Origin of the sequence: Enterobacter sp. Ag1 (genome assembly GCA_000277545.1) — a bacterium.
Classification (GTDB): domain Bacteria; phylum Pseudomonadota; class Gammaproteobacteria; order Enterobacterales; family Enterobacteriaceae; genus Cedecea.
On record AKXM01000035.1, the window covers coordinates 52,591 to 76,274 of the forward strand.

Annotated in this window: 21 protein-coding genes; 8 read left to right on the forward strand and 13 right to left on the reverse strand. The window is 56.8% G+C overall.

Annotated features, from left to right (window positions below):
* From hscA to trmJ, 7 genes are all read right to left on the reverse strand, one after another.
* Positions 1–1,851, reverse strand: a complete 1,851-nt coding sequence (hscA, locus tag A936_RS15375; protein WP_008459425.1) for a Fe-S protein assembly chaperone HscA — start codon at positions 1,849–1,851, stop codon at positions 1–3.
* A gap of 35 nt (positions 1,852–1,886) precedes the next feature.
* Positions 1,887–2,402 carry a co-chaperone HscB gene (gene hscB / locus A936_RS15380; RefSeq protein ID WP_008459426.1) on the reverse strand — a complete coding sequence of 172 codons (516 nt, stop codon included), beginning with the start codon at positions 2,400–2,402 and terminating at the stop codon, positions 1,887–1,889.
* Positions 2,403–2,486: 84 nt separating this feature from the next.
* Entirely contained in the window at positions 2,487–2,810 is a 324-nt protein-coding gene (gene iscA, locus A936_RS15385; protein WP_008459427.1) for an iron-sulfur cluster assembly protein IscA, read from the reverse strand.
* A gap of 75 nt (positions 2,811–2,885) precedes the next feature.
* Positions 2,886–3,272 (reverse strand): Fe-S cluster assembly scaffold IscU, encoded by a 387-nt coding sequence (iscU, locus tag A936_RS15390; RefSeq protein ID WP_008459428.1) that lies wholly within the window; start codon positions 3,270–3,272, stop codon positions 2,886–2,888.
* Positions 3,273–3,314: 42 nt separating this feature from the next.
* Positions 3,315–4,529 (reverse strand): cysteine desulfurase, encoded by a 1,215-nt coding sequence (gene iscS / locus A936_RS15395; protein WP_008459429.1) that lies wholly within the window; start codon positions 4,527–4,529, stop codon positions 3,315–3,317.
* Between the two features lie 115 nt (positions 4,530–4,644).
* A complete protein-coding gene (gene iscR, locus A936_RS15400; protein ID WP_008459430.1) occupies positions 4,645–5,133 on the reverse strand; it encodes a Fe-S cluster assembly transcriptional regulator IscR in 489 nt (162 codons plus the stop codon).
* 129 nt (positions 5,134–5,262) lie between these two features.
* The gene (trmJ, locus tag A936_RS15405; protein WP_008459431.1) at positions 5,263–6,000 is read right to left on the reverse strand and encodes a tRNA (cytosine(32)/uridine(32)-2'-O)-methyltransferase TrmJ; all 738 of its coding nucleotides are present in this window, start codon (positions 5,998–6,000) and stop codon (positions 5,263–5,265) included.
* Positions 6,001–6,119: 119 nt separating this feature from the next.
* On the opposite strand from trmJ, the gene suhB reads away from it, so the two are divergent.
* Complete coding sequence (suhB, locus tag A936_RS15410; RefSeq protein WP_085938908.1) at positions 6,120–6,926, forward strand: inositol-1-monophosphatase; 807 nt, start codon at positions 6,120–6,122, stop codon at positions 6,924–6,926.
* 98 nt (positions 6,927–7,024) lie between these two features.
* Here the strand turns inward: suhB and A936_RS15415 are convergent, their stop codons facing one another.
* Both A936_RS15415 and A936_RS15420 read right to left on the reverse strand, forming a co-directional pair.
* Positions 7,025–8,005 carry a nickel/cobalt transporter gene (locus A936_RS15415; protein ID WP_008459433.1) on the reverse strand — a complete coding sequence of 327 codons (981 nt, stop codon included), beginning with the start codon at positions 8,003–8,005 and terminating at the stop codon, positions 7,025–7,027.
* The gene (locus A936_RS15420; protein ID WP_008459436.1) at positions 7,996–8,643 is read right to left on the reverse strand and encodes a DUF1007 family protein; all 648 of its coding nucleotides are present in this window, start codon (positions 8,641–8,643) and stop codon (positions 7,996–7,998) included. Before A936_RS15420 ends, A936_RS15415 begins: the two co-directional genes overlap by 10 nt.
* 124 nt (positions 8,644–8,767) lie before the next feature.
* On the opposite strand from A936_RS15420, the gene csiE reads away from it, so the two are divergent.
* A complete protein-coding gene (gene csiE / locus A936_RS15425) occupies positions 8,768–10,048 on the forward strand; it encodes a stationary phase inducible protein CsiE (RefSeq protein ID WP_008459437.1) in 1,281 nt (426 codons plus the stop codon).
* On the opposite strand, the gene A936_RS15430 is transcribed toward csiE, so the two are convergent.
* The 4 genes from A936_RS15430 to A936_RS15445 all read right to left on the reverse strand — a co-directional run bounded on the left by A936_RS15430 (position 10,045) and on the right by A936_RS15445 (position 16,902).
* On the reverse strand, positions 10,045–11,199 hold the full coding sequence (locus tag A936_RS15430) for a 3-phenylpropionate MFS transporter (protein ID WP_008459438.1): 1,155 nt from the start codon (positions 11,197–11,199) through the stop codon (positions 10,045–10,047). The two genes, csiE and A936_RS15430, sit on opposite strands and share 4 nt — an antisense overlap.
* A gap of 103 nt (positions 11,200–11,302) precedes the next feature.
* Positions 11,303–12,124: an aldose 1-epimerase gene (locus A936_RS15435; protein ID WP_008459439.1), complete on the reverse strand. Its 822-nt coding sequence runs from the start codon at positions 12,122–12,124 to the stop codon at positions 11,303–11,305.
* A complete protein-coding gene (locus A936_RS15440; protein WP_008459441.1) occupies positions 12,124–13,563 on the reverse strand; it encodes a sugar porter family MFS transporter in 1,440 nt (479 codons plus the stop codon). The genes A936_RS15435 and A936_RS15440 overlap by 1 nt, the downstream gene beginning before the upstream one ends.
* Positions 13,564–13,629: 66 nt before the next feature.
* Positions 13,630–16,902 carry a DUF5107 domain-containing protein gene (locus A936_RS15445; RefSeq protein ID WP_008459443.1) on the reverse strand — a complete coding sequence of 1,091 codons (3,273 nt, stop codon included), beginning with the start codon at positions 16,900–16,902 and terminating at the stop codon, positions 13,630–13,632.
* Positions 16,903–17,018: 116 nt separating this feature from the next.
* On the opposite strand from A936_RS15445, the gene A936_RS15450 reads away from it, so the two are divergent.
* The 6 genes from A936_RS15450 to A936_RS15475 all read left to right on the forward strand — a co-directional run bounded on the left by A936_RS15450 (position 17,019) and on the right by A936_RS15475 (position 23,676).
* Positions 17,019–18,212 (forward strand): ROK family transcriptional regulator, encoded by a 1,194-nt coding sequence (locus tag A936_RS15450; RefSeq protein ID WP_008459444.1) that lies wholly within the window; start codon positions 17,019–17,021, stop codon positions 18,210–18,212.
* A 130-nt stretch (positions 18,213–18,342) separates the two neighbouring features.
* Complete coding sequence (locus tag A936_RS15455) at positions 18,343–18,765, forward strand: DoxX family protein (protein WP_008459445.1); 423 nt, start codon at positions 18,343–18,345, stop codon at positions 18,763–18,765.
* A 383-nt stretch (positions 18,766–19,148) separates the two neighbouring features.
* Positions 19,149–20,132, forward strand: a complete 984-nt coding sequence (locus A936_RS15460; protein ID WP_008459446.1) for an autoinducer 2 ABC transporter substrate-binding protein — start codon at positions 19,149–19,151, stop codon at positions 20,130–20,132.
* Positions 20,133–20,239: 107 nt separating this feature from the next.
* Positions 20,240–21,739, forward strand: coding sequence for a sugar ABC transporter ATP-binding protein (locus A936_RS15465; protein ID WP_008459447.1), 1,500 nt, complete (start codon positions 20,240–20,242; stop codon positions 21,737–21,739).
* A complete protein-coding gene (locus tag A936_RS15470) occupies positions 21,732–22,721 on the forward strand; it encodes an ABC transporter permease (RefSeq protein ID WP_008459448.1) in 990 nt (329 codons plus the stop codon). The genes A936_RS15465 and A936_RS15470 overlap by 8 nt, the downstream gene beginning before the upstream one ends.
* A gap of 1 nt (position 22,722) precedes the next feature.
* Positions 22,723–23,676 carry an ABC transporter permease gene (locus A936_RS15475; protein ID WP_008459449.1) on the forward strand — a complete coding sequence of 318 codons (954 nt, stop codon included), beginning with the start codon at positions 22,723–22,725 and terminating at the stop codon, positions 23,674–23,676.
* Positions 23,677–23,684 lie beyond the last annotated feature (8 nt).

Sequence of the window (23,684 nt, forward strand, 5' to 3'; positions counted from 1 at the left end):
TTAAACCTCGTCCACAGAATGGCCGGTCAGCGCTTTACGGATCGATTGATCCATACGACGTGCGGCGAATTCCTGGGTTTGCTTGTCTACGTTTTTGATTTCATTTTGAATAGCGTCGGCATCTTCGCCTGCGGCAGCAGCGCTTAACGCGGCCATCGCGGCATCAATGTCGGCACGCTCTGCGGCGCTTAGCAGCGCGGCATCCGCCGTCAACGCGCTGGTCAAACTTTCCAGCACGCGGGCAGCTTCGACTTTTTGCTCGGCCAGCATGCGTGCCTGCACGTCATGCTCGGCGTAACTCATGGAATCCTGAATCATACTGGCAATTTCGCCATCGCTCAGGCCATAAGAAGGTTTCACCTGGATTGAAGATTCAACGCCGGTGGATTTTTCCATCGCCGTCACGCTCAGCAGGCCATCGGCATCGACCTGGAAGGTGACGCGAATGTGGGCTCCGCCCGCGGACATTGCCGGGATGCCGCGCAGGGTAAAACGCGCCAATGAACGGCAGTCCTGAACGAGTTCACGCTCGCCCTGCAGCACGTGGATAGCCATCGCTGTCTGGCCGTCTTTGAAGGTGGTGAATTCCTGCGCGCGGGCCACCGGGATGGTGGTGTTACGCGGGATAACCTTCTCGACCAGGCCGCCCATCGTTTCCAGGCCAAGGGACAACGGAATCACATCCAGCAACAGCATTTCACTGTCCGGCTTATTGCCCACCAGAATATCGGCCTGAATGGCCGCGCCGATGGCAACAACTTTATCCGGGTCGATAGAGGTTAACGGCATGCGGCCAAAGAACTCGCCTACGCGCTCACGTACCAACGGTACGCGGGTTGAGCCGCCGACCATCACCACTTCCAGTACATCTTCTGCTTCCACGCCCGCGTCTTTCAACGCGCGACGGCAGGACAGCAGCGTCCGTTTAACCAGAGAAGAGATAAGCTCGTTGAACTGCTCGCGGGTGACTTCGCCCTGCCAGCCAGCCACTTCTACACTAGCGGTGGCGGCATCGCTAAGCGCGATTTTGGCGGCGATGGCGGCGTCCAGAAGCTGGCGCTGCACGCGGTCGTCGCTACGGTCGGCAATCCCGGCCTGCTCACGCAGCCAGTCGGCCAGAAGATGGTCGAAGTCATCGCCGCCCAGCGCGGAATCACCGCCGGTAGCCAGCACTTCAAACACACCGCGGCTCAGGCGCAGGATGGAGATGTCAAACGTCCCACCGCCCAGATCGTAAACGGCAATAACGCCTTCTTTACCGGAATCCAGGCCGTAGGCAATCGCCGCGGCGGTAGGTTCGTTCAGCAAACGAAGAACGTGCAGCCCGGCAAGGCGAGCAGCGTCTTTGGTGCCCTGGCGCTGCGCATCGTCAAAATAGGCTGGCACCGTGATCACCACGCCATCCAGTTCCCCTTCCAGGGTTTCACTGGCTCGCGCGGAGAGCGATTTCAGGATGTCGGCAGAGATGCGTACCGGGTTCAGCAGGCCAGCAGGCGTTTCAATCATCGGCAGGCCGTTTTCACTGGCCTGCAGGCGATACGGAAGATGAGGATAACGCGTCTGGATGTCCGCCAGAGAGCGGCCCATCATACGTTTTACCGAGCTAATGGTATTCGCGGGATCCTGCGCGGCAAGCGCGCGAGCGTCAAAACCAACGATATGCTCTTGCTGCTGATAATGCACCACGGAAGGCAGCAGGTGGCGGCCTTCATGGTCGGCTAGGGTTTCGGCCTGGCCGCTGCGAACGGTAGCCACCAGCGAGTTGGTGGTGCCAAGGTCGATGCCCGCAGCCAGCCTGCGCTGGTGCGGCGCTGCCATCATGCCAGGCTCACTAATTTGTAATAAGGCCATGTATCGCTTCCAAAAATCGGGCCTGAGTTCAGGCGTTAAAAGTCGAGCAGCTTTTCTTCTAGTTGTTCAATTTGGCTCTGCAATTTATCGAGGAAACGCAGCTTGCGGACAGTGTCCGCCGCCTGTTCCCACTGCTGGTCATCCAGCTGCTGCACCATCTGCGCGCTGCGGTTTTTCACCATCGTTTTTACGCGCGAGGCAAAGCTTTCAAGCTTGTCGCTGTCTTTCGCCTGCTCGATATCGTCCAGCTCTTCACGCAGCTCCAGCTGTTCCATCAGGAACGCGGTGTCGCGCACGGTGTGCTGTTCATTCGCGAGGTCGAAACCGTTCAGTGACAGGATGTATTCGGCGCGGGCAAGCGGGTGACGCAGCGTCTGCCAGGCCTGGTTGATAGTGGCGGACTGGCTCACGGCCAGAAGCTGTTCTGCCTGAGGGCGGCTGGCGTATTTGTCCGGGTGGAACTGACGCTGCAGCTCCTGGTAACGGCTGGCCAGTTGCTCGATGTTCAGGGTGTAGCCTGGCGTCAGCCCAAACAGGGTAAAATAATCCATAACAGACTCAGGTTCAGGTCAGGTAAGTGCTGTGTGGTAAAGCAAAATCCCCACGGGCCAGAGCCAGTGGGGAATTGCGCGGGATCAGACGTGGAAGCTTTCGCCGCAGCCACACTCATCCTTCACGTTTGGGTTAGTGAACTTAAACCCTTCGTTAAGGCCTTCTTTGACGAAGTCGAGCTCGGTCCCGTTTAAGAATTGCAGGCTTTTACCATCGACAACCACCTTCACGCCTTTGTCCTCGAACACGGTGTCATCCGCCATCGGTGCATCAACAAATTCGAGAACATAAGCCATCCCAGAGCAGCCTGATGTGCGCACACCCAGACGCAAACCAAACCCTTTACCGCGGTTGGTCAGGAAGGCACTTACACGGGCAGCGGCGCTGTCGCTAAGGGTAATCGACATACAACAACCTCAATAAAAATTTTAACTCGTCATACTTCGAGCCGCTGCCGGGCAGCAAGCTCGAATGCGTTAGAGTTATTTTGTTTCACGTTTGCTTTTGTAATCCGCGATGGCCGCTTTGATAGCGTCTTCAGCCAGGATTGAGCAGTGAATTTTCACCGGCGGCAGTTCGAGTTCGTCTGCGATGTCGGTGTTTTTGATCGCCTGCGCTTCGTCCAGGGACTTGCCCTTCACCCACTCGGTCACCAGCGAGCTGGACGCAATCGCCGAACCGCAGCCGTAGGTTTTGAAACGCGCGTCTTCAATGATACCGTCATTGTTGACTTTAATCTGCAACTTCATCACGTCGCCACAGGCCGGTGCACCCACCATGCCAGAACCTACGCTGTCGTCGCTGTTGTCAAAAGAGCCAACGTTGCGTGGGTTTTCGTAGTGATCAATTACTTTTTCGCTGTAAGCCATTTTTACTTCTCCAGAATCTGAAATCGACGTCCTGACGAACGATCAGTGATGAGCCCATTCGATGGAATTAAGATCCACGCCCTGTTTGAACATTTCCCACAGCGGAGAAAGGTCGCGCAGACGGCCAATGGATTTACGTACCAGCTCGATGGTGTAATCGATCTCTTCTTCAGTGGTGAAACGACCCAGAGAGAAACGGATAGAGCTGTGTGCCAGTTCATCGCTCATCCCCAGCGCACGCAGCACGTAGGATGGCTCGAGGCTAGCGGAAGTACAGGCTGAGCCCGAAGAGACCGCGAGGTCTTTCAGCGCCATGATCAGCGACTCGCCTTCAACATAGTTAAAGCTGACGTTGAGGATGTTTGGCGCGCCATGCTCCAGGTCACCGTTCAGGTAAACTTCTTCCATATCTTTCACGCCGTTCCACAGACGGTTACGCAGCGTGCGCAGACGGGCCATTTCGGTCTCCATCTCTTCTTTTGCGATACGGTAAGCTTCACCCATGCCGACGATCTGATGCACAGGCAGCGTACCGGAACGCATGCCGCGCTCGTGACCCCCGCCGTGAATCTGCGCTTCGATACGGATACGCGGTTTGCGACGCACGTACAGCGCACCGATCCCTTTCGGCCCGTAAATTTTGTGGCCGGAGAAGGACATCAGGTCAACTTTCAGCTGGCTCAGATCGATAGGCAGTTTGCCCACGCTCTGGGTAGCATCAACGTGGAAGATAATGCCACGGGAACGGCACATTTCGCCGATAGCCGCGATATCCTGCACCACGCCGATTTCGTTGTTAACGTGCATGATGGACACCAGAATAGTGTCTTCACGCATAGCGGCTTCCAGCTGCTTCAGGTCAACGATACCGTTGCTCTGCGGCGCCAGATAAGTCACTTCAAACCCTTCACGCTCAAGCTGGCGACAGGTGTCCAGCACGGCTTTGTGTTCGGTTTTGGCGGTGATGATGTGCTTGCCTTTCTTCTGATAGAAGTTAGCCGCACCTTTGATAGCCAGGTTGTCTGACTCGGTTGCGCCGGAGGTGAAGACGATTTCACGCGGGTCTGCGCCAACCAGTTCAGCGATTTGGTTACGGGCAATATCAACGGCTTCTTCAGCCTGCCAGCCAAAACGGTGGGAACGAGAGGCCGGGTTACCGAAGGTGCCGTCCATCGTTAAAAACTGCATCATCTTCTCAGCAACACGCGGGTCTACCGGCGTGGTTGCGGAGTAGTCGAGGTAAATCGGTAATTTCATTGCTCTTAAGCTCCGTACATCACTTCAATGCGAAGAATCAGGCTTAAAATATGTTGCCGTTATAGACAGGGAGCACCGCTCCCTCAACCTGATTCTAAAATTCTTGTTCTTCTGCTTATGCGCGCAGTTTGACGTCAATAGCGTCTTGAGAACGGGTGCTGCGATGATTTTCACTATGTTGACGATCGGACACGTCCAGCACTTCCTGGTTGTTAACCAGTTCACCCAAGGTGATGTTATTCAGGAAGCCGGTCAGGCGATCGCTCAGGTCGCGCCACAGCGCGTGAGTCAGGCACTTATCGCCGCCCTGGCAGCCGCCTTTACCCTGGCAACGGGTGGCGTCTACGGACTCATCAACGGCGCTGATCACTTCACCTACGGCGATGCTGCTCGCGTCTTTACCTAACAGATAACCACCGCCAGGACCGCGCACGCTGGCCACCAGGCCATTTTTACGCAAGCGGGAGAACAGCTGCTCCAGGTAGGAGAGTGAAATACCCTGACGTTCAGAAATATCAGCCAACGGAACCGGGCCCGATTCAGAGTTCAGCGCAACGTCAAGCATCGCGGTTACGGCGTAGCGCCCTTTTGATGTCAGTCTCATGTCTTACTTAACCTCAAATAGCCCCTCGAGCCGGGGGTTTTTAAAAGTGTGATTGTCACATAGCAGGACGCAAGTCTGACATTCCTGAGTAAAATGGTCAACTATTTAACCTACCATTTTACTCAAGTATTATTGGCCCGATTTTTTTGGGTTTTCCAGCGACGCCAGCATGCCGCGCAGGATGTTTAATTCCTGACTTTCCGGGCGTGCACGGGTAAACAGACGGCGCAGTCGGCTCATCACCTGGCCCGGATGGGTTGGGCGAATGAAACCGCTTTCCTGCAGCGCTTTTTCGAGATGCACGTAGAAACGCTCTAAGTCATCCACCAGCGGATAAGGGGCGTCTTCCTCTTCTTTAGCCGCTTCCGGCTGCTCTTGCGTGGCGAGCCAGGCAATGCGCACTTCATAGGCGAGGATCTGAACCGCCATCGCGAGGTTAAGGGAGCTGTATTCCGGGTTCGCCTGAATGGCAACGTGATAATGGCATTTTTGCAGCTCTTCGTTGGTCAGGCCCACACGTTCGCGGCCAAAGACGATTGCCACCGGCGCATGCTGCGCTTCGCTGATGCTTTTTAAACCGCATTCGCGCGGGTCCAGCATCGGCCACGGCAGAGTGCGGGAGCGCGCGCTGGTGCCGACCACCAGGCTGCATCCTGCCAGCGCTTCATCAAGCGTATCGACGATCTGAGCATCGCCAATAACATCACTGGCGCCAGCGGCCAGGGCGATGGCCTGGGAGTCCGGTTTGACCAGCGGATTGACCAGCCACAGGTTAGTTAAGCCCATGGTTTTCATAGCACGAGCCACGGAGCCCATGTTGCCGGTATGCGAGGTTTCGACCAGCACGATTCGTACGTTTTGCAGCATTGTCATTCATAGCCTGGGAAGAATATCGCAATATCTTATCATAACCCTGGGACATATTCCGAACGCTCTGCTATACTCCGCCGCGATTTCCGTTCTTTAACATCCAGCGAGAGAGACCGATGCAACATCCAATGTTGACCATCGCCGTGCGTGCTGCGCGCAAGGCGGGTAATGTAATTGCCAAACACTACGAAACACCAGACTCCGTAGAAAGCAGTCAGAAAGGCAGCAATGACTTTGTGACTAACGTCGATAAAGCTGCAGAAGCGATTATTATCGACACAATCCGCAAATCTTACCCGCAGCACACCATCATCACCGAAGAAAGCGGTGAACATGCAGGCGAAGATCAGGACGTGCAATGGGTTATCGATCCGCTGGATGGCACCACCAACTTCATCAAACGTCTGCCACATTTCTCCGTTTCTATCGCTGTTCGTATCAAAGGCCGCACTGAAGTTGCCGTTGTTTACGATCCAATGCGTAACGAACTGTTCACCGCGACCCGTGGCCAGGGCGCCCAGCTTAACGGCTACCGCCTGCGCGGCAGCAATGCACGCGACCTGGACGGCACCGTTCTGGCGACCGGCTTCCCGTTCAAAGTGAAGCAGCACGCGACTCCTTACATCAACATCGTTGGCAAACTGTTCACCCAATGTGCAGACTTCCGCCGCACCGGTTCCGCTGCGCTGGACCTGGCCTACGTTGCCGCTGGCCGCGTGGACGGTTTCTTCGAGATTGGCCTGAAGCCATGGGATTTCGCCGCAGGTGAACTGCTGGCTCGTGAATCCGGCAGCATCGTGTGTGATTTCACCGGCGGCCATAACTACCTGACGACCGGGAACATCGTCGCCGGTAACCCGCGCGTTGTGAAAGCCATGCTGGCTACCATGCGTGAAGAACTGAGCGAAGCGCTGAAGCGCTAAGCTTTTTTGCCTGATCTTCAATAAAGAAGAGGCAAAAACAAAAATCCCCTCAGCTTTACGGCGAGGGGATTTTTTTATGCCCGCATTTAGCTACCCGTTCAGAAAGGCCGAATACCTCGCGCCATCGGCTGGGCGCTCAGCCACATAATCAGCGCGGCCACGACCAGGGCAATTCCTCCCGCCAGTGCAAGCGTTGACCAGCCTACCTGCCGCCACAGCACCGGGGCCCGGTTCCCGCTTAAGCGAACCGCCAGCGCACGGAAGCTGTGCACCAGCAGCGCCAGGCCGGAAATGGTGATCGAAGTACCTGCCGCCATCGCCAGCGCAGACAGCACGCCCCAGCTAAAGACCCCGATCACCTTGCTGAACAGCAGCACCATAATCGCGCCAGAACAGGGGCGCATGCCCATCGACAGGACAATCATCAGCCTGGCCCGCCAGTCGCTTCCCGCCGTCAGCTGTTTTTCGTCCGGGACGTGCTGATGCCCGCAGCCGCAGTTGGCGTCATGCACATGATGCGGCGTAAACGAGGTAAATTTGGGTTTGCGGCGTAACTGAACCTGTAAACGCCGCAGCGCCCGCCAGCTCAGCAAAAGGCCCAGGAACCCGACAAGCAGATAGCTGCCCTTCTCCAGCCAGAAGCTGCTGAGATGAAGCTGCCGGGAAGGCAAAGCGAGAACGCCCAGCACCACGACCACCAGCGCAATAGCCACCAGCCCCTGCAATAAAGACGCGGCAAAGGTCAAACCGAGGCTGCTTTTAATTTTTGAGGGATGGGTAGCAAGCCAGGTGCTGATGACGATTTTGCCGTGCCCCGGCCCCAGCGCATGGAGCACGCCGTAGACAAAACTGAAAGAGAGCAGCGATAAGCCTGCGCGAGCGGGGTTGTCCGCCACCTGACGCAGCAGCCCGCTTAATTCCTGATTGATTGAACGCTGCCAGACGGCCGAACTAAGCAAGATTTGCGGCCAGTAAAACCACAAGGCATAAAGCCCGGCGGCGGCAAGCAGCATAAACAGCGCCAGCGGCCACAGATGGCCCCAGCGGCGGACGGGAGAAGAAGCGGTGATTATTGACATGCCAGCGTCACCTCCTGAGCAAACTGTTTCCCTAAGTCCATGTCCTCCGGCGGGGCGTCAGCTTTATCCAGCGACTGCGCGAACAGCAGAGTTTCTTCGCTGGGCTTTGGCGTGTGCACGGCAACTTTACAGCTTGAGGCCAGCTCCTGCGGCAGATGCACGTCCCCATCGTGGTCATAACTCATGTCGACAAAATAAGTCGGGTCGAAGGTTGAGAAACGGTATGTCTGTCCTTTGAGCGGCTGCGGATGCGCCAGCGGCAGAACAAACGTCAGCACCGCCTGATGATTGCTACGGCTCAGGCCATATTCCGGCGGCAAATTGCCAAACTTCACCTTCTCTTTGTTATGCCAGAACTCGGTAAAGTAGTGCTGGCCCAGCACATTAGCCATCACTTCCGCCGCCAGCTTCTTCCACACCGGCGACCCCGGCTTGGCGTCGCCGGCGTCATACAACAGATCTGCTGAAGTAATGTCGTCCATCGTCCACTGCATTTTTAGCCCCGTCAGCTGCCCCTGATCAACCACAGGCGTAGTGACGATAGAGATAAAACTGTGGGGATGCGCCTGCACGCTTGTCGCCGAAAACCCTGCCAGCAGCAAGGCTACTCCTTTCAGGCTGATTCTTTTGTCGCTCATGCTTCCCTCAAGATTTAAATTCTGTGAGCCAGCCGTAATTCCGTGATGAAAAACTAAAAAGGGCAATATATTGGCCGAAACCTTTAGCTATTCTTAACTTCTGACACCACATTGGGACAGCCAGATGATGACTTTACTGACGCCGCCGCCCTCTGTGCTATCCAGTTCGCAGCGCCGCTGCCACCTGCTTCTGATGCTCTATCTCCCGGAGCAGATCGTCACGCCGGAGGTCATTGCCAGCCTTAACGGCGTGGATCAGAGGCAAACCCTGCAAGATATAGCCGACACGGGCCATGAGATCCAGAGTTATCACCGTCTCTCCCTGACGCAGCAGCAGGACGGCAGCTACCGGATTGAAGGCACAGTCCTTGACCGCCGCCTCTGTCTGCTGCACTGGCTGCGACGTTCGCTGCGCCTTTGCCCGCAGTTTGTGCAAAACCACTTTAGTCCGGCACTAAAGTCCCAGCTAAAGCATCTGGGGCTTATCAAGGCGCTGTATGACGAAACTAATTTACGTGCGCTGGTGAATCTGTGTGGTCGCCGTTTAAAAAGGCAGTACGACAGCCGGGACAGCCAGTTCCTGACGCTGTTTTTGCAGTATTGTCTGCATCAGCATCACTCCGGCAATGCGCCAGTCCTGACGCAGCAGCAGCGCGAGTGGAGCCAGATGCGGCCTGAATTTGTTGTCGCCCAGGAAATAGCCCGCCACTGGAAGCGCCGCGTCATGCAGCCCGCAGACGTTGATGAACAGCATTTCCTGGCCCTGCTGTTTCAACTGCTCAGAATTCCCGATCCGATTAATGACGAACATGAACAGGATGCCCGGTTACACAATGAAATCGCACGGATGATCGAACGTTTCCGCCGTCAGGCCGGGCTTTCTTTTAGCGATGAACAAGGGCTGAGCGATCAGCTTTATATTCACCTCGCCCAGGCGCTGAACCGCTGCCACTTTAATATCGGCATCGACCACAGCCTGCCCGAAGAGATCACGCGTCTTTATCCGAGGCTAATGCGAACCTCGCGAGAAGTGCTTGCGGATTTTGAACAGCATTATGGGATTCAGTTTTCCGATGCGGAAAGGGGCCTGGTCGCGGTGATCTTTGGTGCCTGGCTGATGCAGGAAAGTGACATTCAGGAAAAACAGGTGTTACTGCTGACGGCCGACGATCGCGAGCTGGAACAGAAAATTGAGCAGCAGCTGCGCGAGCTGACCCTGCTGCCGCTCAACATTAAATATCTGGCGGTGCAGCAATTTCAAAGCCAGGGCGCCCCGCGTGAAGTGGTGCTGGTTATTACGCCCTACGCGACCTCGCTGCCGCTGTTTTCTCCCCCGCTCATTCACGCCACGCTGCCGCTGGGTGAACACCAGCAGCAGCGCATCAAAGCACTGTTAGAGGCTTAGCTTTCCGCAACCGGGCTGACTGCGGCGACTTTGGGCCGCAGGAACAGCGCCGGGGCCGCCACCAGCGCCATGATCCAGAACATCCCGCCCTGCAAATGCTGATAGAGGAAGCCCGAGAAAATCGTCATCACGGCGATACCGCCGCCCATCGCCACGGCGGAGTAAACGGCCTGCAGGCGGATCACCTCCCCGCCTTTGCGGGCAGAGATATAGCGCATCGCCGCCAGGTGGCAAATCGTGAAGCTGCCGCAGTGCAGGATTTGCGCCACAATCAGCCACGGCAGTTCGGTGGTGCTTGCCATCAGGCTCCAGCGAATAATGCCGGTCACGGTGGACAACAGCAGCAAATCTCTGGCGCTCCAGCGGCGGAACAGTTTGTTGCTGAGGGCAAAGATAACGATTTCCGCCACCACGCCCAGCGACCATAAATAGCCCACAACGGAAGCGGAATAGCCTGCCCCCTGCCAGTAAATCGCGCTAAAACCGTAGTAGGCCGCATGCGCGCCCTGCAGCAGAGAAACACAGGCCAGAAAACGCCAGGCGCTGATAATCAGCCCTTTCCACGCGGGCCAGCCAGCTGAAGCCTGATGCCGGGTTTCGCCCTGAGGCATAATGGAAGGCCGCAGCATCATGCCAATCAGCATCGACGCCGCGCCAAGGGTCAGCAGGACCAGAATAGCCTGAGAGCTGAACTCGCTCACCAGCTTGCCGGTAATGGCCGAGCCGATGACAAACGCCAGCGATCCCCAGAGCCGCACCCGGCCATAATCCAGCGGCATTTGCCGCTGCCAGGTCCCCGCCAGCGCATCGGTCAGCGGCACCAGCGGCGAGAAGAACAGGTTAAAGCCCACCATCGTCAGCAGCAGCCAGAGCGCGGCATGGCCCAACCAGAAACCGGCGGCAAAAACTAGTGTGGCAAGGGCTAACAGACGAAGGGCGAAAACAAGGCGGGAAGGATCGGTCACGCGGGGGGCTAATAATAAACTGCCGAGGAAACGGGCAATCAGCCCTGAGCCTAACAGCAATCCGATAGTTTCCGGGGGAAGCCCGACGCCTTTGAGCCAGACGCTCCAGAACGGTAAAAACACGCCATAGCTAAAGAAGTAGGTAAAGTAACTGAGCGCCAGCCAGCGCGTGGAATGCAAAACCATGATCCCTCCCGTTTTGGAGGCGATAGTGTCGGGGATAGCTGGCTGGCATGCAAGCAAACATTAACAGCGCAATAACACTCATCAAAACAATGGCTATTGCGCGTTAGCTCACCTCAATCTCCATCTCCAGATGCGTGGTCTGGCCCGTCTCCAGCATGACTAAACCCGGCATCCCCGCCTGGTTGTGCGCGTTGACCGGATGCGTTTGCGGTTCAAGACAGATAAACGGCTGGTTCCCCATACTGAATACCATCAAACAGGCCGCCGGGCTACGCAGACAAATGCTCATCTCCGAGTGGGTAATAACCGCCCTGCCACTCCAGCCGGAATACCCCACGTTAAGCCACTTGTTCTCCGGCGTTTTTGCACGGGAAAAATCTGCCTGCGGGGTGAACGTCCCTTCCCAGGCCAAAGGCAGGTGCTGCTCGCCTTCGGGCCAGTAGCCGCTGGCGGAAAACTGCACCTGGCTGGCTGGCTCCAGCGCAAAATAAGGATGCAAACCCAGCCCGTATATCATCGGCTTCTCGCCAGTGTGCTTCAGCTCAAGCCGGGTGAACAGCCTGTTGCCTGCCAGGCGGTAAGTCAGATTTGCCAGATAGTGAAAACCGCAGGGATACTGGCTGCACAGGCTCAAGGTGACAGACTCAGCTTCGTACTGCTCAACGTGCCAAAGCTTTTGCCAACCATCCCCGTGCAGGAAAAAGTGCTCATCGACGAGGCTGTCTGGCAGCTGGATTCGCTCGCCGTGCAGATGGAAAGCGTTCCCGGCCACCCGATTAGCCAGCGGCAGCATTGGAAACAGCGCCGGGTTCGCCGGATGAAAAATCGGTTTCCCGTGCCTGAGAGATTCAAAGCTGAGAACTGAGGCCCCCTGCGGGGCAACAGTCAAACTAAGAAAATCATTTTGCAGGTGCAGAGTGTCCATTAGCGTAGCGCCTTTGCGGCCCGCGCGGGAGAAGCATTCACGCGGCCTTCAGCCAGCTGCTGCTCCAGCGCTTCGAGGCTCACGCCTTTGGTTTCCGGCACGAAGCGGCGCACGTAGATAAAGCCAGCGGCACAGATAACGCCGTACAGCAGGAAGCTGCCGGATGCGCCCAGGCCTGCATTCAGCAGAGGGAAAGTGTAAGTCAGCAGGAAGCAGGCGACCCACAGCGCTAATGTCCCCAGCGACATCGCGAGGCCGCGAACGCGGTTCGGGAAGATTTCCGCCAACAGCACCCAGGTTACCGGGGCCAGCGTCAGCGCATAGGTGGCGATGGCGGCCAGCACCAGAATCAGGACCGGCAGCCCCAGAATACCCAGGCCGTAGGCGGCACCAATCAGCGCATAGATAATTGTCAGCCCAGCGGCACCAAACAGCATCAATTTGCGGCGGCCAATTTTGTCCACCAACGGCAGCGCGGCAAGGGTGAACACCAGGTTAATCAGGCCGGTCGCAACAATCGATTTCAACGTGCTGTTAATGTCGAACCCGGCGGAGGCAAAAATCTCCTGCGCATAGTTGAAGATAACGTTAATCCCGCACCACTGCTGGAACACCGCCAGCACCATACCAATCACGATGATCGGGCGAACCTTCGGTGCCCAAAGCGCGGACCAGGACACTTTTTGTGTGTCCTTGCTTAACGTTTCCTGAATATCTTTCAGCGTTGCATCGGCATAGGCTTTACTGCCGATGCGGCTCAGCATTTGGTGAGCGCGTTCGTTTTTCCCGGCGCGCACCAGCCAGCGAGGTGACTCAGGCACAAAAAACATCAGGATCAAAAAGACCACCGCCGGGAAGGCTTCAAAGCCAAACATCCAGCGCCAGCCCACCTGCCCGTTCCAGCTGGCGCTGATTTCCTGCATCGTTGCCTGGCTGGCAACCGGCTCGGCAATCATCAGGTTAATCAGCTGCGCCACCAGCACCCCAACCACAATGGTGAGCTGGTTGACCGCCACAAAGCGCCCGCGCTGTGCCGCCGGGCTGATTTCTGCGATATACATCGGACTAAGCGCCGAAGCGAGGCCAATCCCCACCCCGCCGACAATGCGCCAGAGAACAAACATATCGAAGTGACTTGCCACTGCGGTGCCCCAGGCAGACGCGGTAAACATAATTGCGGCAAGAATAAGGGGGATTTTGCGGCCAAACTTGTCGGCACACCAGCCGGAGAGTATCGCCCCAAGAATACATCCCACCAGGGCAGAGCTCATTGCCCACCCGGAAACGGCCGGGTCGGTAATAGAAAAATAGGCTTCGTAGAACGGTTTTGCCCCGCCGATAACCACCCAGTCATAACCAAACAACAGCCCGCCACAGGCGGCCACCAGACAGATGGTCCAGACGTAACCCATGCGTAGTTGCGATTGCATACTTTCCATGGTCGATCCTCATCTTGTATTTGTAGGGTAAGGGAGCGGGCGCTCATCGTCGCCCGCCAGTTATTGTTAAAGTACGCCGGTGCTAAGGGCCTGACACAGCAGATGCGCCTTGTCATGGGCCGGGTTAAGGGTCAGCAGGGCTTCCACCCGCTGGTTGAAGGCGGCGATATCCCCCAGGCCGAGCCACCCAAGCGCCTCCACAAACAGGCAATGCTGCTGATGTTGTTTCCGCGGGTCGCCGTTGAGCGCAATCAGGTCCGGCAGGGAAACGGCGAAGAAATCGGCCTCAACCCCGTCGGCACGGTGCGCCTGCGCCCAGTCAACAAAGGCTTTGAATTGCTGATGGGCCGCCTCAAGCTCACCCAGCTGTTTGAGGGCCATAGCCTGATAGAAGAGGTAGTCCACGGGCTGGTCGTTGTAGTAGCGCCCGGCCGCCAGGGAACTCCCGCCCTTCAACGCCTGCTGGAAGTAGGATTTCGCCCGTTCGTGACGCTGCAGGAGCTGCGCACAGCACCCAAGCAGATACCAGATATCGTTGTCGGTTTGTCCGACCAGACGGCCTTCGCCGAGGTTTTCCGGGTAGCTCAGCGCCTGTTGCAGCAGCTCCTCCGCCTGGCCGTAATGGCCGGCAGACATACTGGCCAGGGCGAGCCGCTGTTGGCTGATAATGTACTGCCCCGTCACTTTGCCTTCGCCGCCTTCCCACGGGTGGAACTTGCGTTCAGCCAGTACCTTCGCGGCAGCTTCCTGCTTGCCATGCTGGTTCCACAGGCTCAGCAGCTCGGCAGTGAGATCGTCACGTTTTAGCGCAACGTCACGCTTCACCTCCAGACGGGTAAGACGCTCCTCTGGTGCGCGGCCATTCAGCTTCAGCAGGAAGTCGAGTTCAAACAGGAAGCGCGCATTATCAGGTTCGAGATCAACGGCACGCTGCAGCAGCGTTTCAGCTCGCTGAACGTCCTGCTCTTTGTTCCAGGCATGAATCGCCAGCACGCGCTGCACGGAGGCAAACTCAGGCATCTGTTCAGCGCAGAATGCCCAGCAGGTTAGCGCCTCTGCATAGCGACGTTTGCTGTACCAGAAGCAGCCCAGCAGATACTGCGCAAAACCATCCTGCGGGAGGCGCATCAGCATTTGCACTTCATCCAGCGTGTTAGGGAAGCGAACCCGGGCGGTAAACTGCTCCCGAGCCTGCACGAGATAGTTTTGCTGGCGCTGTGGATCGGATTCCAGCGAGGCCTGCCACAGCAGCGGCATCGTTTCCTGGGCATTCAGCACGGTGAGCAGTTCACGTGCGGCATGTTCTGCCCCAAAGCTCATCAGCCAGCCGGCCAAAACGCTGGCGTTAGTGCCGCGCTGGCCGGTCACCTGCCGCAGCTTTTGCTTGTCACCTTCACTCTGGGTTATCGCCCAGCGGGCATAATGCAGGGCATAACTCAGCGGCCAGACGGCAAGCTGCTGCTCAATCCACGCCAGCGCCGTCGCTTTTTCTCCTTGCTGAGACAGCGCCAGCGCTTTCAGCCCCATTGCGAGGTTATTCGAGGCGTTGAACTGCAGGCTTTGGGACACCAGCGCTAATGCGCGAGCCGTCTCCCCTTTGCGCATTGCCAGACGGGCCAGGGCATAAAATGCCGCATCCCGGCAGTTGCCGCTCCAGCTGGCCTTGTAGTAAGCATCGAAGGCGCCGTCGTAGTCGCCCAGGCGCTCTTTCGCCGAGCCGAGAAGCTGGCTGGCATCGCCATTTTGCGGGTTTTTGTTCAGGCGGTGGGCGCGCTGCAGCGCCGCGTCGGCGTGCTCTTTGGCTTTTCGCCAGTTGCCCCGGTTGAATTCGAGCGTGCCCAGGGCGACGTTACAGCGGGAATCGAGCGGATCAATGTCCAGCGCTCGCCGGTAGTAGTCGAAGGCTGACCGGCTGGCGTGCAGATACTGCTCCAGATGCTGGCCAATGAAATAAAGCTCGTCGCAGTTAGCGATCTGTTCAGGCTTAGCCGGGGCCTGCGCCGCCTGCGGCAGAGGCAGCTCTTCCGCGATGTGTTCCAGGTAGCTGAGCACCACTTCGCCTTGCGCGTTGAGTAAGCTCAGCGTCAGCCGCTGCGGCCAGTCATCCGTCAGTTGATGCAGCCAGGCTTCCGCCGGTTTCAGGCTGAGCGGCGTTTGCCACAGGACTACGCCGTCGCTTTCAAGACGCAGCGTCACCGCTTCCAGCGGGGAAATGGCGTAGACGCCGAGTTCCAACCTGCCCTGCTCGCGCTCAAGCTTGATGGCCGCGTCGGTGCTGGCATTTTGCAGCGTCCCCAGCTTGCTGTAAGGCAGGAAGTTTTGCACAAACACTTTTTCTTCAAACGGTGCCAGCCAGGTAAAGTCCGGCTGGTTGTCGGTGAACACGCCGGTCATCAGCTCGATGTACGGGCCGTTGGTGTCGGTCAGATTGCGATCCCAGGCCAGGCCAAAGTCGCAGTTGCCCCAGGTCCACTGCTTTTTGCCCGGCGATACATGGTGATCGGCAATGTGCAGCAGACCGCCCTGTTCGCCGTGGTGGTAGGCCCCAACAAAATCGTAATTCGACTTATCGGCCATGTAAGAGGTTGGCACCGGGATGTTTTTGTAGCGCGAGATATCCACGCCCGCGGAGTAATCCACTTTGTAGTAGGTGCCGTGGGCAATCGGGAAGGCGGAAACGTCGCGTTTGCCGTGGTCAAACACCGCGGTCACGTCTGGCGGGAATACGCTCTGATGGTCGTCACCGCCCTTCACCGCCGGATTAGCCCACCACAGGAAGTGGCGCGGCGTGGCGTTGCCGTTAAAGACTTTGCCGGTAATTTCAATCAGCGCTTTTTCCGGGTAAAGCGTAAACCCGGTCATCACCTGCAGGCCGCGCATCGGCTCCACTTCCCCCAGCCAGACGGTTTGCGCCCCACTTTCGTGCTGCTGGAAGGTAACGTCTACCGGCAGAAAAGTGGTCGGGCGGTGGTGCTGAGGCCAGTTGAATTCGATCCCACCGGAGATCCACGGCCCAATCAGGCCCACCAGCGCGGGTTTGACCACTTCGTTGTAGTACACGAAATCGCGCCCCATCACTTTGTCCCAGGCTCGGTGAATACGCCCGCCCAGCTCCGGCAGCAGCATGACGCGAATGAAATCGTTCTCCAGCCAAACCGCCTGATACTCACGCATTTCACGTTTACCGGTCAGGGTGTCTATGACGCCATAGGGGTAAACCGCACCGGAAGATCCCTGATAGACACGATTTTCCAGGAACATCGGGTTGGGATCCTCTGCTCCGGTGGTCCAGGTAGGGAGTGAGATCGTTTCCTGCCAAACTTTAACGGCTCCGTACATAGCAACTCTCCAGTAAACAAATAACAGTGAATGGGGGATTGCCAACAGTCTGGAGCAGCTGATTATGATTTAATCGCTCAATGCTCACGCAATACAGTTAATGAGGTTTAGTAAACATGCAGCAGTCAGGTTTCAATAATCAGCGGGTACGTCAGCTCAACCGACAAACGCTGATGACGCTGGTATGGCGACACAAGCAGCTGAGTAAATCGCAGTTTGCCCGCTACACCGGGCTGTCCATTCCGGCCGTCAGCAACATCCTTGAGGAACTGGTCGATGAGGGCAAACTTAGCCACTCCAGCGAAAACCTCAGCAGCCGGGGGCTGAACAGCGGCAGCTACCAGATCCCGCCGGAGGGGAATTACATCCTCTGCATGAGCGTCACCCCCACCAGCATCGAGAGCCAGCTGTGCAACGCCCAGCTGTCGCCTATAGCCGACTTTGAGCGTCGCGCTACTGTGGCCCCTTCTCCCCAGATGCTGCTGTCGGCCATCGAAGCAATCTGGCAGCAACAGCGAAAAAGCTGGCCGAAAAAAACGATCAATCTCGCGCTGGGCATACACGGACAGGTAGATCCGGTGACCGGCGTGTCGCAAACCATGCCGCAGGCTCCCTGGCGGGAGGCAGTGGAAATTAAATACCTGCTGGAAGAGAAGCTGAACGTCGAAATCAGGCTGGATAACGACTGCGTGATGCTGGCCCTGGTAGAAAAGTGGCAAAACAACGGCAACCGGGAAGATTTCTGCGTGCTTAACGTGGATTACGGCATCGGCTCTTCGTTTGTGATCAACGGGCAAATCTATCGCGGCAATCTCTACGGCAGCGGGCAAATTGGCCACACCATAGTTAACCCGGACGGCATGGCCTGCGACTGCGGGCGCTATGGCTGCCTGGAAACCGTGGCTTCGCTCAGCGCGCTGAAAAAACAGGCCCGCATCTGGCTCAAAACGCACCCTGAGGCGCAGCAGCACGATCCGGAAAAGCTAACTTCCCGGCAGCTGGTTCAGGCGCTGCATGCCGGGGATGAAAGGGTCGCCCGCTGGGTAGAAGATTCGGCCAATGCGATTGGGCTTAGCCTGTATAACTTCCTTAATACTCTCAACATTAACCAGATCTGGTTCTATGGCCGCAGCTGCGAGTTTGGCGAAAACTGGCTGAGCGCCATTAAACAGCGCATTGGTTTTAATCCGTTCGACCACGGTGATGGCCTGAAGAGTCACGCCACGCAAATAAACTTCGGGCAGCTCACCCGCGCTCAGCAGGTGATGGGGATTGGTTATTTATATGCCGAGACTGCGCTGATGGAATAACGAGATGGCGTCGGGCGTCATTAATAAAAACATTCATTAACACAAACAACGCGGTAGAGGCGCAGCGGCAATGGCAGGCTCGGAAGTTGTGTATTAACTTTAAATTGAGTCCACTACAGGCGAGCCCGCTATGAACACACTCCGCTATTTCGATTTTGGTCAATCTCGTGCCCTGATCCTGCTTATTGCCCGTATTGCGTTGATTCTGCTGTTCATTATTTTCGGCTTGCCGAAGCTCAGCGGATTCAGCGGCACCGTGGCGTATATGGAGCATCTTGGCACCCCACTCCCGACGCTAGCCGCCGCGATTGCGGTGTTTATGGAAGTTGTTGCCGCTATCCTGGTGATCATCGGGTTCTTTACCCGCCCGCTGGCCATTTTGTTTGTGTTTTATACCCTCGGCACGGCGCTTATCGGTCACCATTACTGGAATATGACCGGGGATGCAGTGATGCCTAATATGATTAACTTCTATAAAAACATCAGCATAGCTGGTGGTTTCCTGCTGCTGGCGGTCACCGGCCCTGGCGCGATTTCCGTCGATAAGCGCTAAATTTCTGCCTCACTTAAAGGCCGCTAATGCGGCCTTTTTCATTTGTTTCCCGCTCATTTTGCTTGATACGCTTCAGCTCACAATTTCGTAACATTTTTTTGCTGGCTTGCGCCCTCTTTGCTGCCAAAAACGTCCCCTTAACGGCAAATTGTTTATTAATTGTTGATTATATGTTTCATTATTGACTATTAATTAACACCACCATGTCCGTCCAGTTTAAAAAAACATCATATATTTAACCATTTTTTAACTAAATTAGATCTAAAAACAAACAATAATGGGCGTACATCACATTTAGAAAAACTGCGATTCATTCCCTCTTCCCTTCGTTGCTAGTCTCCTCTCCGTGACATGCCTCAGTCCCTAATAAAAAAGGTACACCTATGAAATTCAAACTCGCATTACTCAGTGCAACCCTGATTTCTGCATGCATGTTGTCCGGTACGGCCGTTGCGGCGGATAAGTATGAAATCGCAGTGGTGGCGAAAGTCACCGGGATCCCATGGTTTAACCGGATGGAAACCGGCGTCAACGAAGCGGCAAAAAAACTCAACGTTAACGCTTACCAGACCGGGGCCTCAACGCCCGATCCGGCTCAGCAGGTGAAGGTGATTGAGGATCTGATCGCCAAGAAAGTGAACGCCATTATTGTGGTGCCTAACGATGCCAAAGTACTGGAGCCAGTACTGAAAAAAGCGCGCGATCAGGGCATCGTGGTGCTGACGCATGAATCCCCTGACCAGCAGATCGGCCAGTGGGATATCGAAACCATCGACAGCGAAAAATATGCTCAGGCCAACATGGACGAGCTGGCGAAAGATATGGGTGGCAAAGGCGGCTATGCGATTTACGTCGGGTCGCTGACCGTGCCGCTGCACAACGCCTGGGCGGATTCCGCCATTAAATATCAGAAAGAAAAATACCCGGATATGTTCGAAGTGACTTCGCGCCTGCCGGTGGCGGAGAGCATCGACAAATCCTATTCCACCACACTTGATCTGATGAAAACGTATCCACAGATGAAGGGCGTGATTGGCTTTGGCTCCCTCGGCCCAATCGGCGCGGGCCAGGCGGTACAGAAGAAACGTGCGAAGGACAAACTGGCGGTTGTCGGCATTGCCATGCCGGGCCAGGCGGCACCTTACCTGATGCGCGGCGACATTAAAAAAGCGCTGCTGTGGGATCCTAAAGATGCCGGTTACGCACTGGTTACCGTGGCCGATCAGCTGCTGCAGGGCAAAGCCGTGACCAAAGACCTGACCATTGACGGTCTGGGCAAGGCCGATGTCGACATGGATAAGAAAGTGATCCGTTTTAACAAGATCCTCGAAGTCACCAAAGATAACGCTCAGTCACTCGGTTTCTAAGGCACTCCGCCAACACCAGGGAAACCGGAATGCCGGTCAGCCGACCGGCATTCTCCAACAAGATTATTTTGTGGCGCCCACGTCGGGCGCCGGCAGGGGCATTACCCATGACCGACACATCCGCATTTATCACTCTTGAGAATATCAGCAAGCAATTCCCGGGCGTGCGGGCGCTGGATAACGTCAATCTGACGCTCAGAAAAGGCGAAGTTCATTGCCTGGCCGGGCAAAACGGCTGCGGTAAAAGCACGATCATCAAAGTGATTTCCGGCGTCTATCATCCGGAAAAAGGGGCGCAGATTGCCCTCGACGGCAAACTGTTTCACAGCCTGACGCCCACGCTTTCCGCGCATTACGGCATCCAGGTGATCTACCAGGATCTGTCGCTGTTCCCCAATTTCAGCGTGGCCGAGAATATCGCCGTGCACCGCTATCAGCCCGGCGGCAGCCTGTGGGTTAACCGCAGCGTGATGAAAGCCCAGGCGCTGGCGGCCATGCAGCGCATTGGCGTCACGCTCGACCCGGACAAAAAAGTCGAAAAACTCTCGATAGCCGATCGCCAACTGGTGGCGATTTGCCGCGCCATTGCCGCTGACGCCCGGCTGGTTATTATGGACGAACCCACTGCGTCGCTTACCCGCCAGGAGGTTAACGGCCTGCTGCGGGTGGTGAATGAACTCAAAGCGGACGGGATTTGCGTGGTGTTTGTCAGCCACCGTCTGGACGAAGTGATGGAAGTCGCCGACCGCATTAGCGTGATGCGCGACGGGAAGCTGGTCGGCACCTGGCAGGCCAGCGAGCTGGACAGCAACGAGCTTGCGTTCCTGATGACCGGGCAACGCTTCCACTACAGCCCGCTGCCGGAAAAACCTCCGGTAGAAAAACAGCCGATGCTGGAGCTGCGCGGCCTCAGCCGCAAGGGCAAATACCACAACATCAATCTGTCGCTGCGCAGCGGCGAGATTGTTTCCATCGTCGGCCTGCTCGGGTCGGGCCGCACCGAACTGTGCATGAGCCTGTTCGGCATGACGCGGCCGCAAAGCGGTGAAATGCTGATCGACGGCGTGCCGGTAACGTTTCGCAATAACCACGATGCGATCAAACACGGCATCGGCTACGTGTCAGAAGATCGCCTGACTCAAGGCCTGATCATGGAGCAGTCGATCTACGACAACACGATTGTCACGGTCTTCGACAGGCTTCATACCCGCAGCGGCCTGCTCGATCATGAAAAAGCCCGTCATCTGGTGGCCGATCTTATTCGTGAGCTAAACATCAAAGTCTCCGATGCCGGGCTGCCGGTAAAAACCCTTTCTGGCGGCAACGCCCAAAGGATTGCTATCGCCAAATGGGTAGCGACTAACCCACAAATATTGATTCTCGACTCGCCCACGGTGGGCGTGGATATCGCCAATAAAGAAGGTATTTACCAAATCGCCCGTTCCCTGGCGGAACAGGGGCTGGCGGTACTGATGATTTGCGATGAAATCCCTGAGGCGTATTACAACAGCCACCGCGTGCTGGTGATGCGCCGGGGCGAGCTGGTCGCAGAGTTTAATCCTCATCGCAGTAGCGAGCAGGACATTGCTGAGGTGGTCAATGAATAACCCTCGTTTTTCCCGCCTGGCCGGGCAACATGAGTTCTGGCTGGGTCTTCTGGTGGTGGCTCTGGCCGTTGGCCTGAGTATCAGCACCGATGAGTTTTTGTCCCTCGGTAACCTGACGGATGTCGCCACCAGCTACGCCATTCTCGGTATTCTGGCCTGCGGGCTGTTTGTGGTGCTAATTTCCGGAGGGATTGATATTTCGTTCCCGGCGATGACCGCTATTGCCCAGTACGTGATGGCAAGCTGGGTCATTGCCCACGGCGGTAATTTTACGCTGGCGCTGGTGATTTCCATTGCCGTGGGGCTGCTGCTCGGGCTTATCAACGGCTTCCTGGTTTACTGGCTGCGGGTCCCGGCGATCATCATCACCATTGCCACCCTCAACGTTTACTACGGCCTGCTGGTTTACCTCACCAAAGGCACCTGGCTGTACGGCTTCCCGGACTGGTTTATGAACGGCATTAACTGGTTCTCTTTCACCGCCAAAGACGGTTACCAGTACGGGTTAACCCTGCCGCTGCTGTGCCTGGCCGCAGTGATTATCTTTACCGCCGTGCTGATGAACTACACGCGCCTTGGCCGCCAGATTTATGCCATGGGCGGCAACCGCGAGGCGGCGTCCCGGCTGGGGATGAACCTGCTTAAGCTGCACTTCTACGTCTACGGCTATATGGGGATTCTGGCCGGTATTGCCGCCGTCGTTCAGGCGCAGATCACCCAGTCCGTTGCCCCAAACTCGCTGCTGGGCTTTGAGCTAACGGTCCTGGCGGCGGTCGTGCTCGGCGGGACAAGCATGAGCGGCGGGCGCGGGACGCTCACCGGCACCCTGCTCGGGGTTATCCTGCTGGCATTCTTACAAAACGGTCTGACGCTGCTGAGCGTGTCCTCTTACTGGCACGCCGTGTTCAGCGGCGTGATTATCCTGGTCAGCATCAGCGCCACGGCCTGGAATGAAAAACGCAAACTCGCAAGGGAGCTTTGAGATGAAAACCTTCGCCAGATTTTTACCCGGTGACGCCATCATCCGGCTGCAGTGCGTGATTATTGTGGTGGTTGCCGTGGCGTTTTCGCTGCTGCTGGGCGGGCGCTTCTTTAGCCTCGCCAACTTCCAGTCCATCGGCTCTCAGTTGCCTATTCTTGGCATGCTGGCGCTGGGTATGGGAATGACAATGCTGACCGGCGGGATCAACCTGTCGATTATTGCCGGGGCGAACGCCTGTTCGCTGGTGATGGCGGCCATTATCGTCAGCCACCCGGATAACCCGCTGTTCTTTGCGCTGGCGCTGCTGGCGGGTATTGCCGTGGCGGTGGCTATCGGCACGCTAAACGGCGCGCTGGTCGCCTGGGTCGGCGTTTCGCCTATTCTGGCTACGCTCGGCACTATGACGCTGATTTCCGGCCTCAATATTTTGCTGTCTAACGGTACGGTGATTTCCGGCTTCCCGGCGGCAATTCAGTACCTGGGCAACGCCACGCTGCTCGGCATTCCGGTCGCGCTGCTGCTGTTCCTGCTGGTTGCCGTCCTACTCTGGGTATTGCTGGAGCACACCACGCTGGGGCGCAGCCTTTATCTGGTCGGCTCCAACGAACAGGCCACGCGCTACAGCGGCGTTAACACCGTGCGGGTGCAGATATCGGTGTACGTGATTTCCGCGCTGCTCGGCTGGGTGGCCGCCATTCTGATGATGGCCAAGTTCAACTCCGCCAAAGCCGGGTACGGTGAGTCTTATCTGCTGGTCACCATCCTTGCTTCTGTGCTGGGCGGCATAAACCCGGATGGCGGCTTTGGCCGCATTATCGGCCTGGTGCTGGCGCTCATTGTGCTGCAAATGCTGGAAAGCGGCTTTAATTTGCTGGGGATCAGCAGCTATTTGACCATGGCGCTCTGGGGCGCGGTGCTGATCCTCTTTATCGCATTACAGAATCGTAAAGCCTGAGTTCAGGA

What these genes read in the sequence shown, in the direction of transcription:
- hscA (WP_008459425.1), bottom strand. Translation starts at nt 1,851, where the DNA reads ATGGCCTTATTACAAATTAGTGAGCCTGGCATGATGGCAGCGCCGCAC.
- hscB (WP_008459426.1), bottom strand. Translation starts at nt 2,402, where the DNA reads ATGGATTATTTTACCCTGTTTGGGCTGACGCCAGGCTACACCCTGAAC.
- iscA (WP_008459427.1), bottom strand. Translation starts at nt 2,810, where the DNA reads ATGTCGATTACCCTTAGCGACAGCGCCGCTGCCCGTGTAAGTGCCTTC.
- iscU (WP_008459428.1), bottom strand. Translation starts at nt 3,272, where the DNA reads ATGGCTTACAGCGAAAAAGTAATTGATCACTACGAAAACCCACGCAAC.
- iscS (WP_008459429.1), bottom strand. Translation starts at nt 4,529, where the DNA reads ATGAAATTACCGATTTACCTCGACTACTCCGCAACCACGCCGGTAGAC.
- iscR (WP_008459430.1), bottom strand. Translation starts at nt 5,133, where the DNA reads ATGAGACTGACATCAAAAGGGCGCTACGCCGTAACCGCGATGCTTGAC.
- trmJ (WP_008459431.1), bottom strand. Translation starts at nt 6,000, where the DNA reads ATGCTGCAAAACGTACGAATCGTGCTGGTCGAAACCTCGCATACCGGC.
- suhB (WP_085938908.1), top strand. Translation starts at nt 6,120, where the DNA reads ATGCAACATCCAATGTTGACCATCGCCGTGCGTGCTGCGCGCAAGGCG.
- A936_RS15415 (WP_008459433.1), bottom strand. Translation starts at nt 8,005, where the DNA reads ATGTCAATAATCACCGCTTCTTCTCCCGTCCGCCGCTGGGGCCATCTG.
- A936_RS15420 (WP_008459436.1), bottom strand. Translation starts at nt 8,643, where the DNA reads ATGAGCGACAAAAGAATCAGCCTGAAAGGAGTAGCCTTGCTGCTGGCA.
- csiE (WP_008459437.1), top strand. Translation starts at nt 8,768, where the DNA reads ATGATGACTTTACTGACGCCGCCGCCCTCTGTGCTATCCAGTTCGCAG.
- A936_RS15430 (WP_008459438.1), bottom strand. Translation starts at nt 11,199, where the DNA reads ATGGTTTTGCATTCCACGCGCTGGCTGGCGCTCAGTTACTTTACCTAC.
- A936_RS15435 (WP_008459439.1), bottom strand. Translation starts at nt 12,124, where the DNA reads ATGGACACTCTGCACCTGCAAAATGATTTTCTTAGTTTGACTGTTGCC.
- A936_RS15440 (WP_008459441.1), bottom strand. Translation starts at nt 13,563, where the DNA reads ATGGAAAGTATGCAATCGCAACTACGCATGGGTTACGTCTGGACCATC.
- A936_RS15445 (WP_008459443.1), bottom strand. Translation starts at nt 16,902, where the DNA reads ATGTACGGAGCCGTTAAAGTTTGGCAGGAAACGATCTCACTCCCTACC.
- A936_RS15450 (WP_008459444.1), top strand. Translation starts at nt 17,019, where the DNA reads ATGCAGCAGTCAGGTTTCAATAATCAGCGGGTACGTCAGCTCAACCGA.
- A936_RS15455 (WP_008459445.1), top strand. Translation starts at nt 18,343, where the DNA reads ATGAACACACTCCGCTATTTCGATTTTGGTCAATCTCGTGCCCTGATC.
- A936_RS15460 (WP_008459446.1), top strand. Translation starts at nt 19,149, where the DNA reads ATGAAATTCAAACTCGCATTACTCAGTGCAACCCTGATTTCTGCATGC.
- A936_RS15465 (WP_008459447.1), top strand. Translation starts at nt 20,240, where the DNA reads ATGACCGACACATCCGCATTTATCACTCTTGAGAATATCAGCAAGCAA.
- A936_RS15470 (WP_008459448.1), top strand. Translation starts at nt 21,732, where the DNA reads ATGAATAACCCTCGTTTTTCCCGCCTGGCCGGGCAACATGAGTTCTGG.
- A936_RS15475 (WP_008459449.1), top strand. Translation starts at nt 22,723, where the DNA reads ATGAAAACCTTCGCCAGATTTTTACCCGGTGACGCCATCATCCGGCTG.